9 protein-coding genes are annotated in these 17,754 nt (G+C 64.7%); 5 read left to right on the top strand and 4 right to left on the bottom strand.

Going from position 1 to position 17,754, the window contains the following annotated elements; all coding sequences use genetic code 11:
* Positions 1-1,274: 1,274 nt before the first annotated feature.
* Complete coding sequence (locus tag EV383_RS08785) at positions 1,275-2,306, bottom strand: uracil-DNA glycosylase (RefSeq protein ID WP_130289457.1); 1,032 nt, start codon at positions 2,304-2,306, stop codon at positions 1,275-1,277.
* Positions 2,307-2,430: 124 nt separating this feature from the next.
* Here EV383_RS08785 and EV383_RS08780 point away from each other — a divergent pair, with 124 nt between their 5' ends.
* From EV383_RS08780 to EV383_RS08770, 3 genes are all read left to right on the top strand, one after another.
* Positions 2,431-3,402 carry a PGN_0703 family putative restriction endonuclease gene (locus EV383_RS08780; protein ID WP_341273711.1) on the top strand — a complete coding sequence of 324 codons (972 nt, stop codon included), beginning with the start codon at positions 2,431-2,433 and terminating at the stop codon, positions 3,400-3,402.
* Positions 3,403-3,968: 566 nt separating this feature from the next.
* The gene (locus EV383_RS08775; RefSeq protein ID WP_130289455.1) at positions 3,969-6,422 is read left to right on the top strand and encodes an AAA family ATPase; all 2,454 of its coding nucleotides are present in this window, start codon (positions 3,969-3,971) and stop codon (positions 6,420-6,422) included.
* Positions 6,419-6,748, top strand: coding sequence for a hypothetical protein (locus EV383_RS08770; protein ID WP_130289454.1), 330 nt, complete (start codon positions 6,419-6,421; stop codon positions 6,746-6,748). Before EV383_RS08775 ends, EV383_RS08770 begins: the two co-directional genes overlap by 4 nt.
* A gap of 155 nt (positions 6,749-6,903) precedes the next feature.
* Here EV383_RS08770 and EV383_RS08765 read toward each other — a convergent pair whose 3' ends face one another.
* The 3 genes from EV383_RS08765 to EV383_RS08755 form a co-directional block, all read right to left on the bottom strand.
* Positions 6,904-8,118 (bottom strand): hypothetical protein, encoded by a 1,215-nt coding sequence (locus EV383_RS08765; RefSeq protein ID WP_130289453.1) that lies wholly within the window; start codon positions 8,116-8,118, stop codon positions 6,904-6,906.
* On the bottom strand, positions 8,115-9,971 hold the full coding sequence (locus tag EV383_RS08760; protein WP_130289452.1) for an AAA family ATPase: 1,857 nt from the start codon (positions 9,969-9,971) through the stop codon (positions 8,115-8,117). Before EV383_RS08760 ends, EV383_RS08765 begins: the two co-directional genes overlap by 4 nt.
* 158 nt (positions 9,972-10,129) lie before the next feature.
* Positions 10,130-12,898, bottom strand: coding sequence for an ATP-dependent helicase (locus EV383_RS08755; protein WP_130289451.1), 2,769 nt, complete (start codon positions 12,896-12,898; stop codon positions 10,130-10,132).
* A 110-nt stretch (positions 12,899-13,008) separates the two neighbouring features.
* Here EV383_RS08755 and EV383_RS08750 point away from each other — a divergent pair, with 110 nt between their 5' ends.
* Both EV383_RS08750 and EV383_RS08745 read left to right on the top strand, forming a co-directional pair.
* Positions 13,009-15,117: a site-specific DNA-methyltransferase gene (locus EV383_RS08750; protein ID WP_130289450.1), complete on the top strand. Its 2,109-nt coding sequence runs from the start codon at positions 13,009-13,011 to the stop codon at positions 15,115-15,117.
* Positions 15,114-17,744, top strand: coding sequence for a DEAD/DEAH box helicase (locus EV383_RS08745; RefSeq protein WP_130289449.1), 2,631 nt, complete (start codon positions 15,114-15,116; stop codon positions 17,742-17,744). The genes EV383_RS08750 and EV383_RS08745 overlap by 4 nt, the downstream gene beginning before the upstream one ends.
* The last annotated feature ends 10 nt before the right edge of the window (positions 17,745-17,754 follow it).

Genomic DNA, 17,754 nt, shown 5'->3' with positions numbered 1-17,754 from the left:
GCCCGCCTGTCACCTCGTGGAGTGAACTAATCGCTCTCGACCAGCGACGATGTCTACTATCAGCACTGAAACCTCACTGACGGAATCACGTGAGTCCGGCCCATCGAGGTCCCGCTGCGTGTCTCCATGAAGAAGGCCGGTCGCCGAGCGGCGTCGCCCCACCGAGGCACCGTGTCGACAGCCCGGTCCGATCCACCTGAGTCATGAACCGAGTTGACGTGAGATGCAGTCCGTCAATGTGCGACTCGCCGTTCTTGGCGACGAGATCAAGCCCGTGACGATGCCGTCAGTACCCGCCGAGGGACAGATGGACTCCGGCTGACGTCACGTCGGCTGCGGTCGCAGTGACCTCGCCCCGCCGCCCGACCTCGACCGTGTAGAAGTCAGATAGTGGCACGTCCTCGAGCATGAAGGGGAATGTGCACGATCCGTAACCGCCAACAGTCGCCGGCGCGAGTTGCCCCACCGCGACGATGGCCCCGGAAGAATCACGAACGGTAACGGCGGTTCCTGCTCGGACATCGAAAAATCCACGCCACGTCGTACAGACGCCTACTGCGGTCGGACCCTTCTGCGGGATGGTGCTCCCGTTGACCGTCATCGATCCGCGCATCACGACAGAGCCACCTGCGTTCGCCCATGCCGTGACTCCGATGAGGACGAGCAGCACGACACTGCCAACCAGGACAGCGGTACGTGACTTCATTCGATCTGGGATCGGGGAGGCAGCTCGACGGACGAAGTCCATGGTCGCCGCGCGACGGTTCGGATGCGCTCGTTCGACCGCCGCCTCCTCTACCTCAGTTCGGTGCGACTCCGATACATCTGCGCTCACGTGCCCAACCTCCGCCGCTTCTCAGGCTCCTACTGAGCCGATCAGCTGGTGTGTCGACGGTCCCCACGAGTCCGTTAAACATGATCATCAATTGTGCTGATGGGTCCGCCCATGGAGCGAATAGCGCCTCCACCACAGCCGGTCGGCAGCTCGTCAGGGGGCTCGCGTGCCGACGGTGTGCTCTTCCGGACGTCGCTACGCGACCACGACGCGAGCGGTTAGCTAGGCAACGAACGCACTAGTGGGGCCGAGGACCATGAACGCAACAGACCCGCTGGAGACAAGAGGTGGGCGCGGCAGGTTCGAACCTGCGACCGCTCGAGTGTAAAGCGCATGCGAGACGCTTTACGTCGCCTCTACCTGCGACGATGGTTCGCCCTGGCGCCCACCTGCTGTCTCGCGAACCCGTCGTAGCCAGGATTTCGTGTCACGACTCGTGTCACGGACTTGCGAGCGGCACGATGCGCAGCCGCGCTCCCGGCTCCTCGTCCCTAGTTGCCGGACGCTTCGACGCGACGATCCGGTCGATTCGCTCGTCGTCGGCCTGCGGTCGCCCCTGTCCCCGCCGCCACCCGATTGCTCCGCCCAACGCCTCGAACGTCGGCGTGAGGAGGCCGTCGACATCCCATCGGTCGTTGCGCTCTCGCGACGACGGCAGCCGGAACTCCACCTCGATCGCAAAGCGCACACCATCAGGGACCTCACGACGCCCGATCGCAGCCGTCACCGCCGCACGCCACAGCAATTCGGACGGCGTCGAGGCGGCCGCCGGCCGGCCGATGACGTCCACATCGATGACCCCCAGCCCCTCGGGGGCAGAGGGCGACGGCTTCTCGGCACCTGGCCCGGTGTCGTGCTCATCGATCACGCGCGCGGCCCGGCGCAGAGTCGACCGGATGTGCTCCTCCCGCCGGTCCCGCTCGGCCGGATCCGGGTGCTGCAACGCCTGCCGGCTCGGGTGGTAGGTCGACACCGCTTCGATCTCTCGGGATCGGACCCACGCCCCGTGCCGGGCGACGAACAGATCCCACGCCGCCTTGGCATCGATGCCTTCCAGGATCACCACACGAAGATGCGGCAGGAGGGCGATCAGACGCCGGAGCGGCTCGGTGCCCTGCTGGAGCTGCTCGCGCGTGGGCTTGCTGTTGATATACCAGGGGTAGGCGTTCCACGGCACGACTTCGGCCGGATCGATCCCTGCCCCACGGAAGAATTCGTCCTGCCGCTGCGCGGACTGGTCGTCGTTCTCCACCGAGAGGAAACCCGAGCCGTTCTCCCCGCCCGCCTTCGGACCGGGATCGCGCAAGATCGCCAGCGCTCGAGCGCGGACGCCTTTGTACATCGGCGCCACGTACGGCGGATGGCCCGCCTCGTCGCGCGTGCCGAGCTCGTCCACCAACTCGTTGATCGGGGCGACGTGAGGCGCGTACCGATCCCGCCACTGTTCCTCGCGATACCGGACGTCCCTCATACGACGGACCACATCGCCCCCTGACGAATTGCAGAATCAATCAGACACTATCCCCGGCAGCAGCCGACACGACGAGCGCGCCAACCTACTTCCGTCGGGCAGCGCCCTTCGATGTACTACGAGCATGATCCCGCGATCCGTTCTGGACGCTCACCACGTTCACGTCCACGGCGACAACCCGTGGCAGCAACGAGCCAGACTGCACCAGGCTCTGTGGCGCGAACAGCAATCGCTACCTGCCGGGCTCCACAACGGCTCGCCCCTCGGATCCCGCCTGGAAACCTCCGTCGCTCAACCCCCGGAACTGCGGAACTACCTATCCGCAATGGCCCGGGAGCAGGTACACAAGGCGGTCACCGACGCACCACGCACCGGGGCACTGCTGTTCCGCCCACGACTCTGGGTCGACCTGCTCTCGAGCCAACCGCTGTGCTTCAACATGTTCGGCCCGCTGGCCGCCGACCTGGAGCTCGCGACTACGACGCTCCGCCAGATCTGGCCGGACATCCGCGCCGTACGCGACATCCGGTTCGAGTGGTCCCCTGGCCGTATCGACGCGACTTACACCGCCAACCGGTCCGCCTTCGATGTGTTCATCGAGTACGACGGCGACCACGGCCACAGCTTCATCGGTATCGAGGTCAAGTATCACGAGGACCTCCGCGGCACGCCGGCGTCGAACAAGGACGGCCTCTACGTCGAGATCGCGAGAGACACTGCCGCCTTCGACCCGTCGACTTTCCACCTCCTGTCCGCTCTCCCGCTTCAGCAGATCTGGCTGGACCACTTGCTCGCGCTCCGGATGCTCGACAACAGCAACGACGGCTGGGACGCGGGGACGTTCGTGCTGCTCTATCCCGTCGGCAACACGCGCTGCGCCGTCGCGGGCCGGGACTACGGGCGCTGCCTCATCGACAGCCGGACCTTCGAGGCCCGCACGCTGGACGAGGTCGTTCAGGCGATGCGGCTTGTGACGACCGACGCGTGGCCGGACGAGGTCTACGCCCGCTATCTCGACGCTGCTCTTGTCAACACCACGATCACGACGCTTCCTCCCAGCGAGCAGCCCTCACCCGGCGGACTCTGCGATCGATGAGCTCCAAACGACATCGGCGTGGGCCGGTCGCCGCCAGACGGAGGAAGTCCTCGATCCGCCGGCCCGGCTCCGAAGATCGGCGGCAGCATGGCTGGCTGTCGCCGTCAGCGGTGAGCGGTGACCGGTGAGCGAGAAGGACAAGCACCACCCTCGTTCGGTCGATGGCCTGTTAACTCTAGAGAGCGGACTCGCTACGCTCTGCGCATGTCGATGGGATGCTCGGTAGTCGACGCACCTGACATCGGGGAGCTCCTCCGTGTGTGCGGGGAGCGACGGGGGACGGAGTGGCACCACTTCAGTTTCCATTGTCGCGAGGAGCTCGTAGGCGACGTGCCAGGCCAAACCGTCACGCTGCTTCCCAGTGCAACGCGTCCAGCCGAAGTGACGCTGCGCAAGCTGCGAGTCGCAGGCGATCACACTGTCCCCGCCGTTCGCGGCTGGGATCTCGCCCCAGAGATCGGCCACCACTCCACCAAGCTCGCCACCCGATCGAGGGTGTGCCCGGGCGACCTCCCAGTGCCATTCTCGCTGCTGATTGAGAACAGCCTGCACGCGGAGCACACGCCGTGACCGCCGTGCCGCTGCCGATCCCCGAGCCGTTACGGCTGCTCACCTTCGAGGATCTGATCGAGCTGGCCGAGGCGAAGCGCTCCCGCGCCACGTCGGAGGCGAGCCGGTCCGGTTGGGATCGCCTTCTGGAGGTCGCTCGCGCCCTCGGCGGCCGGGCGACCGCGGGCGATCTCGTCAGCGGACGCACGTGGACGCTGCTGCGCGTCAGTATCGACGGTTACCAGGGCGTAGGGGCGCCGCTCACCATCGACCTGGACCCCACCCCGGGCGTGACGGTACTGATCGGCCGCAACGGATCGGGCAAGTCCAGCATCGCCGACGCGATCGAAACCGCCCTGCACGGCGAGCCCCGTGCCCCCGCCAGCAACGGAAAGGGAGGCAAGGCGCCGCTCTGGGAGCGCCAGCACTGCGGCCGCGACGCGACCCAGGCCCATGTCGAGGTCACCCTCCTCGCGGGCGAGGAGACCTTGACGCTGGGCGTCCGGATCGCCCCGGACGGCAGCGTCACGGGCCGGACCGCCCGGCACGCCGCGGCCGACGGCACCACGACCGACGTAGACCTGGACACGACGTCGTGGCGTTCCGCGCTGGCCGGGCATCGGCCGGTGTTCGGCTATGCCGCCGTCGAGCGCCAGGTACAGCTCGCACAGAACCTGCAAGAGTTCTTGGAGCCTCTACTCGCCTTCGGTGGCTGCTTCGACGAGCTCAAGACTGGCGTCGACTCCGCCGGGAGCGCGGCAGCGCGGGCCCAGGACCGGTGGACGAAGGCTCGCGACGATGCGCGGCACCGCACCGATCAGGTCGACCACGAGCGCGCCGACCCAGCGCCGACCCAGATCGACTGGCCGGACGTCACCGACGACCCCAACGCGTGGCTTACCGCCGCTGGCCTCACCGAGACCGGCGCCGCCGCACCGGAGATCACCAGCGACCACCACGACCGGCTACACGCCGCCGCGACCAAGGCCTTCGCCGCGCTTAGAGACCTCGAGTCGGCCGAGGCCACCCCTGCACCCGACCTGGTCACCGCGAAGCTCGCCGCACCGCTTGCTGAGCTGCACCGTGCTGTAGAGCACCTCGACACCCCCGGCGACATCTGCCCCGTCTGCCGGCGCGAAGGACCCGACTGGGCCACCAACCTCGCCGCGACCGTCGACACCGCCCCGACCACCGAAACACAGACGACCGAGTTCGCACGCCGGCTCGGCGCACTGCGGGCGGCACTCGACAACGACCTTGTACCGATCAAGGAGGTGGTCGCGTACGACTGGTGCACGGACGCGCTCCGCGACGCAGCCCGCCCTGTCCTAGCGGCCGGGGCCGACCTCCGGCACCAGCTCGACGAGGACGGCAGGCGCGCCACCCCCGAGGTACGCGCCGCCGTCCGCGCGGCACACAGCCGTCTGACCTCAACTGGCTGGCACGCGACGGTCACCGAGCTCGCCGCGCACACCGACCGAGAGCGGCAGTGGCAGCGGGCCCGCCGCAGCGCCGTCGAACCGTTCCTAAGCGTGTGGCGGGAGGTTCGCGACGACGCGGCCGCTGCTGCGTCCTGGAAATCCGCCAGCGACTGCGTCCGCACCCTGCAGAACGACCTTCGAGCCGATCGCACCCGCAACCTGCAGGCCCTGACCGACTCCTCAGTCCGGACGCTGCTCGACGACGTCGGCCTACACATCACCGGGCTCTCGGTGAAGGGCACGAAAGCCGACGTCCAAGTCGTCGATGTCACCGGTCAGGCAGTAGGACTCTCTCTGCTCAGCGCTGGCCAGCGCAACGCCCTGCTACTCGCTCCCCTATTGGCTGTCGCCCACGGTGGTCCGTTCGGGTTCCTCGTGCTCGATGACCCGGTTCACGCCTTCGACCAGATCCGCGTCGACCGGCTCGCCCAACTCATTGATGCCCTGGCAGCCGACCGCCGAGTCATAGTGCTCACCCATGACGAACGCCTACGTGAGCACCTCCTCGTCCATTCCCCGCACCACACTGCCCGCAAAGTGCACCGAGACCATCTGACCGGAGTTGTCGAGGAGACCCCGAGCCCACCGATGTGGGAGGTTCTCCTGAAGGATGCGGACGCCGCGCTCGCGAAGGCTCCGAAGCCGGGACCTACAACGACCCCGCCGACCGTACTTATTCGCAGCCTATGTCGGATGGCGTTCGACGACGCCCTGCGCCATTTCGTCTTGCAGGAGTCCGTCGGTGTGCCCCGCGACCCGCAGTCTGACCTCGCTTTTCTCGATGAGACGGCGACGACGAAGAAAAGGATCTCCGCTGCTCTCACGCTGCACCCAGGGCATCCACGGGTACTCGCCAGCCAATCAATCATCGCGCCCCATCTCGATGGTTGGAACCAGGCCGCACACGGCAGAGCAAAAAGTCCCGAACCGACCACGGCGGAGATCAGCGACGCACGGAGCGCCTGTCAAACGCTGCTCGGGCTGCCGTGAGCGCCGACGCAATCAGCCGCCGACTGGAGGTCCTCGATCTGCGGATCCGGCTCGAACGCACCGCGGTCGAGGCGTATGTGCGCGTGTGCAACCCGCAGCAGCGGCCGCGAGCGTCAGGTGTTCGAGTACTGCTGCTGTTCCTGGTCGGTCTCGTCGACCCAGTCGAGCAAGCGGAGGTGCACCGGCTCGCCAGGCTAGGAGACCACGTCTATGGCCGTACTTCCGACGTCCTGCACGGACGGTTGAACGCGCTAGACCTAACCGACGTTGTGGTCGAGGAATGGCGAACGATTGTAACAAACCTCGAAGCGGTACTCGAAGGATGAATAGGCCTCGCTGTGTGCTCAACTGACGCTTGAATGAACGTTGTCAGCTGAAAAACGACTTGTGTGGCCGGTGGGGACGCCGACGCCGGCGACGTGGATGCGGGTGATCAGAGCGAGGCTGCGGCGGGGGAATCGGTAAAGGGTCAGGCTCCAGATCAGGCGAGGAACCGATCGAGCGCCTCCCCGATGCAGTCTCGAGTGCACACCCCGACGGGATGCTCGGCCGCGGCGAGACCCTCTCCCCACACCACACCGAGCCCCCACATCGGCTGGTCATCGAGGACAGGGGCGAAGGCCGCGCGGTAGGCAAGCAGATCTGTCAGCGCACGACGTGCGAGACGCGGGACGCCGACCGAGCCCTCGGTCGTCTTTGCCTCAATCGCGAGCCACCGGGTTGGCTCGCCCGCTCGTTCGAGACGGAGGGTCACGTCGGGACGGAGATCGTGGACTGCCGCGAACCCGTGGGCGAGCTGAGCGGCCCGATACTGGCTGCTGTCCCGCCAGGACGATGGTGTCTCCTGATAGAAGCCCATGATCTGCTCGTCGCCGCGGCGACCTCCAAACCGCAGACGTCCACGGAACAGGCGCAGCGGCTCCAGCGCGAATCCTGCCACCTGTAGTTGCAACCGCAGGGCGAACAGCACCGCGATCTCGAATAGGGTGCCGTCCGAGCTCGCTGCGAACCCGTACCGCTCGACCGAGTCACGGATGGCGGCCCTGTCCACGTGGGAGATCAACCGCTGGTGCACCGCATGTGCGTCGAGGGCAGCTGAGAACCGTCGACGTAGCCGGGGGCTTCGTAGCGCCGCAGCGTCCCTTGACGAGAGGGACGCAGGGGTGACCTCGGAGAGCGTTCGATGCGAGGCGAGGAACCCCGCGCGTGTTCCGATGGCCGTGATCTGTGCGGACAGACCAGCCTCGTGCGATCCCGCCCAGCCACCGACAAGGGACCGCGCCTGGTCCCGAATCTCGTTCAACAGCAGCGCCACGGCGCGGTTGGGCTGGATGTCCACGTCGCGGCGAGGAGGCCGAGTGACGAAGTGGGGCTCACGGGTGACCAGCCGTCTGCGCCGGGTTGCCTGCCAGTCGACGGGACCGCGGATCCGGTCGTGGGTGATCTCCACATTCTGCGTCATGTCGCTTGTCGGTCGACGGAGGAGATCCGGGGCGGCGTCGAGGAACGACGAGATTGCCGGATGGAGCAGGAAGTGGAGCTGACCGAGCGCTGCGGCTTCGTCGAACCGAAGCCCCAGCAGGGCCGCCGCGTCGAGGGCTATGTCGTGCGCGGTCGCCGACGGCGACAGATGCAGCCAGACCCGGTCGCGCAGCTCGGCGATAAGCGAGGCTCGATCCCACGGGACGGGCCTCACGAGGAATGCTCGGCGTCGGCTTCTCCGACGTCGTCGGAGAAGCCGCTGGTCCTCTCCGCCGCGAAGACTCCCAGCGACCTTCGAAGCAACGCGGTTACGACGGACGCCGAGCTTCCCGAGGCCAGAGTAAGGCGGCTACGCAGCTCGCCAGCCTCGCGCTCGTCGATGCCTTCGAACTGAGGAAGCAGGTAGGCGTGGAAGGCCGCGAGCGCCAACTCAACACGCGATGCCGTCGGTAGGTCCGCCAGCATGCCGGCGACGAATCGCGCAGCGTCCCTGAACAGGGCTGGGCCGAGCTCGCGAACCTCGCGGAGCGGCAGGAGCGCCCCGACGACAGCCTCTGCGCGGCCGCGGACCTCCTCCTCGAGGTCGGCGACGGCATCGTGGATAAGTCCAAGGTAGCCATCGTGGTCTGGGCAGTTGACCTCGATGAAGGCGAAGCGCCGCATTAGGGCAAAGGAGAGGTCGAACAGCAGCGCACGGTCCAGGATGTTGGTCGTGGCGATGATCCGCCATCCCGCGGGGACGACGTAGTCGTGGAAGGACTCGTCCGGTGCGGTGGCCTCGGGTCGAATCCGCACGGGCCGGCCGTTCTGCTCGGCGGCGATGGCGACTGCTTGCCCGGATAGGACGGTGAACAGGGGCCCCAAGGCTCGGTCGGTGTTCGCTCGGTTCATCTCGTCGAGGACGAGCCATCGCTCGTGCAGGATGGCGTCGAGCACCAGCCCGGGGGCGAATTCGAGCCCGCCGTCCTGCGGTCGGGGCCGGTAGCCGCCGACGGTCTCATAGGTAGACCAGTCGGCTGTCGCCGTCGCGAGCACGTGGCCGCGACAGCGACCGGCACGTTCGGCCGTACGTGCGACGAGCTCCGCAAGAGTCGTCTTGGCAGTGCCGGGTGCTCCGGTGAGGATGACGTGCTTGCCGCTGTTTAGCGCGGCCACCACCGCAGCCAAGACCCGCTCGGGGATGACGAGCCGCGCGTCCTCGGCCGCCTCAACGACGTCGCTCAGCCGCAGCCTCGACGCGACTCTGGGCTGCGGTGTGGTCGGCGTCGGTTCCTCGCCATCCGGCCCCTCGCCGTCAGGCGTCTCGATATCCGGAGGGTTCCAGAGGGGGCGGATGTCGGTGTCGTAGAAGCTGAAGCCTTCAGGAAAGCCTTCGGCGGTCATCCGGCGGCGGAGGTCGCGCAGCTCCTGGTCGAGATCGGTGTCCGTCCGGACCTTCACCTGGCCGACCTCGCGAAGGATCTTCTGCTTGGCGGTAAGCGCCGCGATCGGCTCGAAGGCCTCTGGATGGACGAGGTGCTTTGTGGCCTCACGTGCGAACACTGCGCCCTTCTCGTGGACATCGTCCAGCAACGTGCGGAACGCGTCCGGGTCGACGAGAAGGGTCTGCCGATCCTCGGCCGTCGTCTGCGCCCACCGCTTCGCCAGACGAAGTACGAACAGGTAGTCATACAGGCTCCGCATGCGACCCGACCCGTACCGCGCCATCCCGAAGCTGAGCGCATCTTCGAGCCGTTCGGGGATCCGGACCGACGGCTCGAGCCCAGCCAGTAATGCCTGGATCTGAGCTCGCTTCGTGGCAGCACGCCCGCTTGCATCCTTTATCTGGAAGACGAACATCGCCTCCGCGGCGAGCCGTTGGGCGGCCTCGCCCTCCTGGTGGACCTGGTGCAGCAGCTTCTCCTGAAAGCCGCTGCTATCGGTCTGCGGATCACCGACGATCCTCTGGTAGAGAGCCTCGATCGTCTCCGGCGTCCACACCGAAGCCTCGGGGAGGAACAACGAGCCGCCGCGGGCGACAGCGTCCAACCACTCCCTGGTGACGCTATAGATCAAGGGCCGCTTCACCAGTCGAGCCACATCTCCCCCGTTCACGGCTACGCAAGTCGCCGAAGATCTCGTGAGTCTGCCAGCGCGATTGACGATGCACCGAATAGTCCAGTCGTGACGGGCTGGACCCGCACCCAGCGCCGTCCCAAGGAAGTCTGGCCGCAGACTTTGACGCCTCAGGACAGCCGCTCGCGGCACAGGCCGACGAGGTCACACGAGCCGCATCTGCCATCGTCCCAGACGGGAAGACGCGGTAGGTCGTTGCGGCGCAGCGCCTCCCCGGCGTCGTGGATCTTGTCGCGGACGGCCTCCAGAAGGGGCTCGTGGACCGGTTCTCGAGTCGTCTTGCCCTTGTCGTCGAGGTTCAGCACCTCGATGACGTCGGCGGAAGAGCCCGTGAGTTCCTTATAGCCGACGGCGTAGACGTGAAGCTGGTCGCGAGTGACGTCCTCCGCCTGCGCCCGCTCGGTTGACTTGAAGTCCACGATAGCGGTCTCACCGGTGTCGAGACGGCGAATGAGGTCGATGCGCCCGTCGACAGTGATGCCGGGCGCGACGTGGACGCGGATCTGCTTCTCTGAGAACTCCGTCTGCGCGATCTCCCTGCCGTGAGTGTCGAAGTACCGCTCGACGGCCTTAACGCCCGCGCTTCGGAGCTGCTCGCGCAACGTCGGGTAGGCGAACGGCGTGTGCAGGTGCCGGCCGATCAGAGACTCGGCGACGTCCTTCGTGAGGATGTCGCCTTCGAGTGCCCGCTTGTGAATCTCTGCCAAGGCGTCGTGAAGGCCCTTTCCGTAGCCGAGTGCCTCGTGGATCGGAGCGTTGAAGCCGTAGAGGAAGCGCAGCTTGAACTGGTAGGAGCACTCGAACAGATACTTCAGCTCCGAGAACGAGAGGGTCACCTGCGGCGTCTCGTGCCGTGGCTGCGGCGCCAGGCGGTCGCTCAGCAGTGGACTGACGACGGTCGAGACCCACTGCTGGGCCGCGACGTGGTCCCAGAACACGGAGCGCCGGCGCTGTTGCTGATTCGACTGGATGGGAGCCCACGTCGCGAAGAGGTACTTCTGCGAGCGAGTCACAGCCACGTAGAAGAGACGCGTCTCGTCTTCGACCGTCCCCCGGTAGCGGCCAGGGTCCTGGATCGCCGCGTCGGGGATGACGTGCCGCATGCTCACGCCACCCATGACGCGAGCCGGGAACCGATTCTGGCGGAGGGCGGGAAGGAAGACTGCGGGCCACTGGAGCCCTTTCGACTGATGGACGGTCGCGATCGTCACGGCGTCCGGGGTCGCGTACCCGACGTCGGCGTCAGCGTCGGCGTAGTAGCCCGGGGCTTGAAAGCGGAGCCACTGCGCAAAGCCTGTGTACTTGGCCTTCGGCTCTGTCGTGAAGTAGATCTGCTCGTAGTCAGAGATTACCTGGCTGAACTTGCCGAGCTGGTAGAAGGCGAGCTCCCTGCGGACAGGAGCCCCGGGCAAGTTATCCTCGCGCATGTCGAGAGCTTCGAGGAAGTCCAGGTAGAGGCGCTGAATGTTGTAGACGGCGTGGCGCTTGCTTGCCCCGAAGTCACGGCCGCTCTCGAGAACGGCGAGCGCCTTCGCCCAGTCAGAGCCGACGGGGAGGAGCTGGGCGTCCTCCCACATCAGCTTCAGCGCATCCGCGTCGATGGTGTTGACGATGAACTCAAAGATGCCGACGACTGCCTGGATCTCGGGGCTGTCGAAGAGCTTGTTGAGGCCCTTCACGATGAAGGGAATGCCGCGTTCGCGGAGCTCTTTGACGAGCGGCTCGGAGTCGTTGGAGACGGAGCGGAAGAGGACGGCGAAGTCAGACCAGGACAGGCCACGCGGGTCGCCGCCGGGAGTGTCCGCGAACGCCAGCCCGCTCATTGCTTCGATGCGGTCTGCGATCCAGCCGGCCTCTCCGGCGGGATCGTCGAACTCGAGGGCGAGCATGTCGCCGCGCCCCCACTGCTGGTGGCCTGCGGCGACCATCGATTTCGGAAGGCGCTGCCCGCCGGGGATCCGCTCGGCGACGGAACGGCCGACCTCGACCACGCCGCGGCTGGACCGAAAGTTGTCGTCGAGCGTGACCTGCTTGACCCCTGCGTAACGGTCGGCGAAGGTCACGATGTTCGCCACCTGGCTGCCGCGCCACTGGTAGATGGTCTGGTCGTCGTCGCCGACGACGCACAGGTTGGCACCAAACTGCACCAGGCCACGCACCAGGCGCTCCTGCAGTGGGTTGACGTCCTGATACTCATCGACCACCACGTACTGGATGTCGCGTTCGACGTGCTCCTGGACCCGGACGACGTCGTCGTCCTCGTACGGGTCGCCTTCGAGGTACTGGACCGCGACGTTGATCATCTGGGTGTAGTCGAAGAGGGCGTGGTCATCGATGAGCGTCATGTACTTGTCGAAGGACTCAATGACCCCTTCGGGCACGTGCGTTGCGTCGATCGTGTCTTCCCGCAGCACGTTGAGTATCTGCATGTAGAGCTTCGAGTTCCGGTAGCGCCTCAGCGCTCCCTGCGCTGAGGACGTCGGACACGACGTCAGACCGGACTTTGCGCTGTAGCGGTCGATGAACAGCTGGTTCGTGATGTCCGTCAGCACCGAGAACTTGAAGGTGTCGGGAACGAGCCGTTGTAGCAGGTCCAGGGCGTAGCCGTGCATGGTGCCGACGTACATCTCGGCGAGTCCGGTCACGTCGCCGAGCTCTGTTTCGACCAGGCCGAGGATGCGTTCCTTCAGCTCGGCTGCGGCCTTCTCGGTGAACGTGAAGGCGACAACGTTGCGCGGCTCGACACCGGGACGCGCCAGGATGCTGGCGATCCGCTGAGAGATCACCTGCGTCTTGCCCGAGCCCGCGCACGCGATGATCTGGAGCGGCTCGTCGAGGGTCGCGATCGCCTCGGCCTGCGCGTCGGTGTACGTCGTCACACTTGCATCCTGTCAGCGACCACCGACAGAAGCTGGCCGGCAACAGCTCGGACGACACGAGAGGGTCGGCCTCAGCCCACCCAGATCTGCTCACGTGGGAGGATTCTGTCGTGTCGCGCCTGAACGATCTGCTCCGACAGCTCCGCACCGAGAATGAGCCGCTGGCCAAGGATATTGAGCGCGAGGTGCAGGCCCTCGCCGAGCGCCGAGCGTTCGGCCTCAACTTCGAGCGGCATGTCCCTGAGGCCGTCGAGCTTCCCGGTCGTCGGGTCCGCAAGGGCGACAAAGTGCGACAGCTTCCGCCGCGGGGCGAGTTGGCGAAAAGCGCCGACGAGCGAGTCTGGCTTGTCACCTCAATCGAGCGAATCGAGGGCACGGCGATCGCGCTGCTCGAGTCGGTGGACGGGAAGAAGGTCTCCCGCAGTCCAGTCCAAGACCTTGTCGTAGTAGCTGAGTTTCGCGACTCTATCTACCCGGGCCTAGTTTCTACCGGCAAGATTGAACGCGGAGGTGACAAGCCGTTTCATGCCGTCATAAACGCCGAAAACTACCATGCCCTCCAAACGTTGCTCTTCACGCACCGCGGAAAAGTCGACTGCATCTACATCGACCCGCCGTATAACACAGGCGCGAAGGACTGGAAGTACAACAACAGCTATGTCGAGGGAGACGATCTCTATCGACACTCGAAATGGCTGGCATTCATGGAGCGGCGCCTACTTCTTGCGAAAGAGATACTCAACCCGGACAATTCTGTTCTTATCATCACAATCGACGAAAAGGAGTACCTGAGGCTTGGATTGCTCTTAGAGCAGACGTTCCCAGGTGCACGCGTCCAGATGGTTACATCCGTCATTAATGCGACCGGCGTGATCCGCGCTACTGAATTCACACGCAACAACGAATACATCTATTTTGTATCTTTTGGCGACGCTAAGATCACTCCCGAGCGCTCCATGGATGGAGAAGTCGAGCTCCTCTGGAACCTCCTGCAACGCCGTGAGGATTCATCTCGACGCCATGGGCCGGTTCCACGATTGGATCAGTTCTATCCCATCTATGTTGAGCGCACGTCGGGTCGGATCAAGTGTCTCGGGAAGTCACTTACCCTCGATGAATCGCGCCTTGACGTTCCAAGCGTCGAGGGATGCGAAGCCGTCTTTCCAATCCGTCCAGACGGAACGGAAATGACTTGGGGCGTTACGCCAGGAACCCTGCAAGGCCTCATCGACAAGGGCTATGTCCGCGTGAACGCCACCCGAGGAAAGTATAGCGTCTATTACCTCACATCAGGGAAAGTAAAGGATATCGCTGAGGGCAGGGCAAGCATTACTGGAAGGCGCCCTGACGGATCGGTCATCGCAGTAAGCGACGCAGGTAAAGTCTCGATGCCAACCTCCACTTGGGAGCGACCCAGCCATAACGCTCAGTCACATGGGACCAAGCTGCTATCTAGAATTGTCCCGAATAGGAGGTTCCCGTTTCCAAAGAGCTTGTACGCCGTCGAAGACTGCCTCCGATTCTTTATCGGAGATAAACCGGATGCAACAGTGATTGACTTCTTCTCCGGTTCTGGTACTACCACTCATGCAGTCATGCGACTGAATAGGCAGGACGGCGGACGGCGACGTTCGATAGCAATAACGAATAACGAAGTCGGATCGGAAGAGCAGCGCGATCTACGCAAGAAAGGGTTTCGACCAGGCGATTCTGATTGGGAGAGTTGGGGTATCTGCGACTACATCACCAAGCCTCGCATCGCCGCCTCTGTTTCAGGACTCACGCCGGAAGGTGAACCAATCAAGGGCGATTACAAGTTCACCGACGAGTTTCCCCTGACGGAAGGCTTTGAGGAGAACGTCGAATTCTTCACCCTCACCTACGAGGCGCCGTTACGCGTCGCGAGTAACCGCGAGTTTCGCAAGATCGCTCCGCTCCTCTGGATCCGCGCTGGCTCGCAGGGCCGCCGCATCGAGGCCATCTCGATGGGTTGGGACGTCGCCGAAACTTACGGCGTGCTTGCCGATCTCGACCATACCGAAACTTTCTTGAAGGCCGTGGCTGCCACTAACAAGGTCGCGGTAGCCTACATCGTGACCGACGAGGACCGACTGTTCGAGTCCGTTTCCCAAGAGCTGCCAGACCACATCGAACCGGTGCGATTGTACGAAGCGTATTTGCGCAATTTTGAGATTGAGTCCGGGAGGGGTTCCCTTTGAAATTTACCCTTAAGGACTACCAAGCGGATGCTGTCGCTGACGTCCTTCGTAATCTTATGTCCGCCCGAACCCTCTACCAGAAATCCGAACCTACAGTCCCCTCGTCCTTTTCGCTGACCGCCACTACAGGCGCTGGCAAGACCGTGATGGCGGCTGCTGCGATCGAGGCGCTCTTCTGGGGCAATGAGGCGTACGATTTCTCGCCCGACCCTGGCGCGGTCGTCATCTGGTTCTCCGACGACCCAGCCCTAAACGAGCAGACGCGCAACCGCTTGTTGGATGCGTCTGAGAAGTTCACCCACGCCAACCTGGTGCGAATCGAGCCACCGTTCGCCAAGCCTCGGCTGGACCCCGGCAAGGTGTACTTTCTCAACACCCAGAAGCTCACCAAGTCTTCGAAGCTCACACGAGGTCACGCCGAACCAACCGACGATGCTGCACAGCCTCAGATTGCCGGTCTGAAGGAGATCGCCACACCGGACCTTCAGGGCTGGACGATCTGGCAGACATTGGCCAACACCATCGACGACCCCGACCTCACCCTCTACCTGGTCCTCGACGAGGCGCACCGAGGGTTCAACAACAAGACGAATTCTGACAAGCCCACCATTGTGAGAAAGCTCGTTAACGGCACGAAACTCCGTCCGGCCGTTCCGGTGGTCTGGGGAATCTCGGCGACTATCGAGCACTTCGATGAGGCGATGAAGCAGGCGGAGGCAACGAAGAATCGGCAGTCCCTTAAACCAGTGCTCGTGGATCCGTCACGGGTCCAGGAGTCCGGACTGGTGAAGGACACCCTGGTCTTGGACATCCCCGACGAGGCGGGTAACTTCGACTCCGTCCTCGTCCGCCGGGCGGCGCGAAAGCTCAGGGAGTCCACCGAACGCTGGGCGACCTACGTCGAGTCGCAGGGCCTCCACGAGACCGTCAAACCACTGCTCGTCCTGCAGACTCCGAACACGCCGGCCCCGGACGACGTCGGTTTGGCGCTGGACACGATCTTCGCCGAGTACCCCGAGCTGACAGCCGACGCGGTGCGTCACGTGCTCGGTGACCACTCGACACAGAAGTTCGGGGCTTGGGCTGTCGAGTGGATTGAGCCGCAGCGCGTCCAAGAGGACGACCACGTACGGATTCTCGTCGCAAAAGACGCGATCTCGACGGGGTGGGATTGCCCGCGGGCCGAGGTGCTCGTGTCGTTCAGGCCTGCCAAGGACAACACGCACATCACGCAGTTGCTGGGCCGCATGGTCCGCAGCCCCCTCGCCCGTCGGGTGCCCGGCGACGAGCGGCTCAACGCCGTCGACTGCATCCTGCCCTTCTTCGACCGGACGACGGCGGTGAAGGTCGTGCGTTACCTGACGGGCGATCTCGCATCGATGCCCGGCGACCAGAAGAAGGCCGTTATCGACGGCAAGGAGTTGACGCGGAACCCGAACGTGCCGCAGGCGGTATGGGATTTGTGGGAGCAGTTGCCGACGCAGACTCTGCCCCAGCGCGGCGCGAAGCCCGTAAAGCGGTTGGTCGCCCTGGCGCAGGCGCTCTCCGCCGACGGGCTTCGGCCGGGTGCTCTCAGAATCGCCGAGGGCGAGGTTCATGCAAGTCTCGATGCGTTCGCGATCAAGTACGCGAAGCAGCTTGAGGCCGCGGTCCAAGAGATCTGGGACGTGCACGTGAAGGAGATTTCGGGCCGCTACGGCAAGTCCGGGCTCTCCTACACCGAGTTCGTCGAGCGCGCTGACGATCGAGCGATCCGCACCGGCTTCGAAGCTGCGAAGAAGGCCTTCGGCGCCGACATCGCACAGTCCTACGTCAGCCACGTGGCAGGGCCCGACGATCCAGACGCCGACGACGACGGCCTGCGCGAGGCCTACGTCAGGGCGGCTGCCCTAGCAACCGTGAAGGAGGTCCGCGAGAAGGTCGACGCCGATGCTTTGGAGCTGACCACCTCGTGGTTCGCCGAGCACCGTGTCGCCATAAAGGGACTTCCGGACGTGCGACAGCAAGAGTACGAGGACATTCGGGCGCTTGCCACTGAGCCCCAGATCGGGGCGCTCAGACCGCCGCGAACCCGAATCGAGGGCTTCACCGTCGAATTGGCGGACGGCCAATTTGCGCGAGCGCCGCTTGCACCGCTTCACCTCATGTCGGATGAGAAAGGCGACTTCCCGCTCACCGCACTGAACGAGTGGGAGCGCAAGGTAGTGTTCACCGAGTTGCGCCGCACTGACTCTCGCGGGTGGTATCGAAATCCTTCCCGAGCTGCGTTCGATTCACTGGGGATCGCCTATCGGGACCCGTCAGGGAACTGGCGGTCAATGCATCCCGATTTCGTCTTCTTCAACGAAGTTGATGGAAAGATCACCGCCTCAATCATCGACCCTCACGGTCACCACCTCGGGGACGCGTCGACAAAGTTGCAGGCGCTCGCCAACTTCGCTTCAGAATTCGGAGACAGATTCCATCGAATCGAGGCACTGGCCGAGGACGGCGGAAGGATGCGCGTCATCGATTTGAAGAATGAAATTGTGAGAGGCGCGGTACTGTCAAACACGATGGCGCCGATCGACTACTACCGCTCACAGTTCGCCGTCGAGTACGACCCTGGCCCCCAGCACGGACGCTGAGGGCTCACAA

This window comes from Pseudonocardia sediminis, assembly GCF_004217185.1.
Lineage (GTDB): Bacteria > Actinomycetota > Actinomycetes > Mycobacteriales > Pseudonocardiaceae > Pseudonocardia > Pseudonocardia sediminis.
The sequence above is the reverse complement of the archived record's forward strand: the minus strand, read 5'-3'. Positions and strand labels throughout refer to the sequence as shown.

What these genes read in the sequence shown, in the direction of transcription:
- EV383_RS08785 (WP_130289457.1), bottom strand. Translation starts at nt 2,306, where the DNA reads ATGAGGGACGTCCGGTATCGCGAGGAACAGTGGCGGGATCGGTACGCG.
- EV383_RS08780 (WP_341273711.1), top strand. Translation starts at nt 2,431, where the DNA reads ATGATCCCGCGATCCGTTCTGGACGCTCACCACGTTCACGTCCACGGC.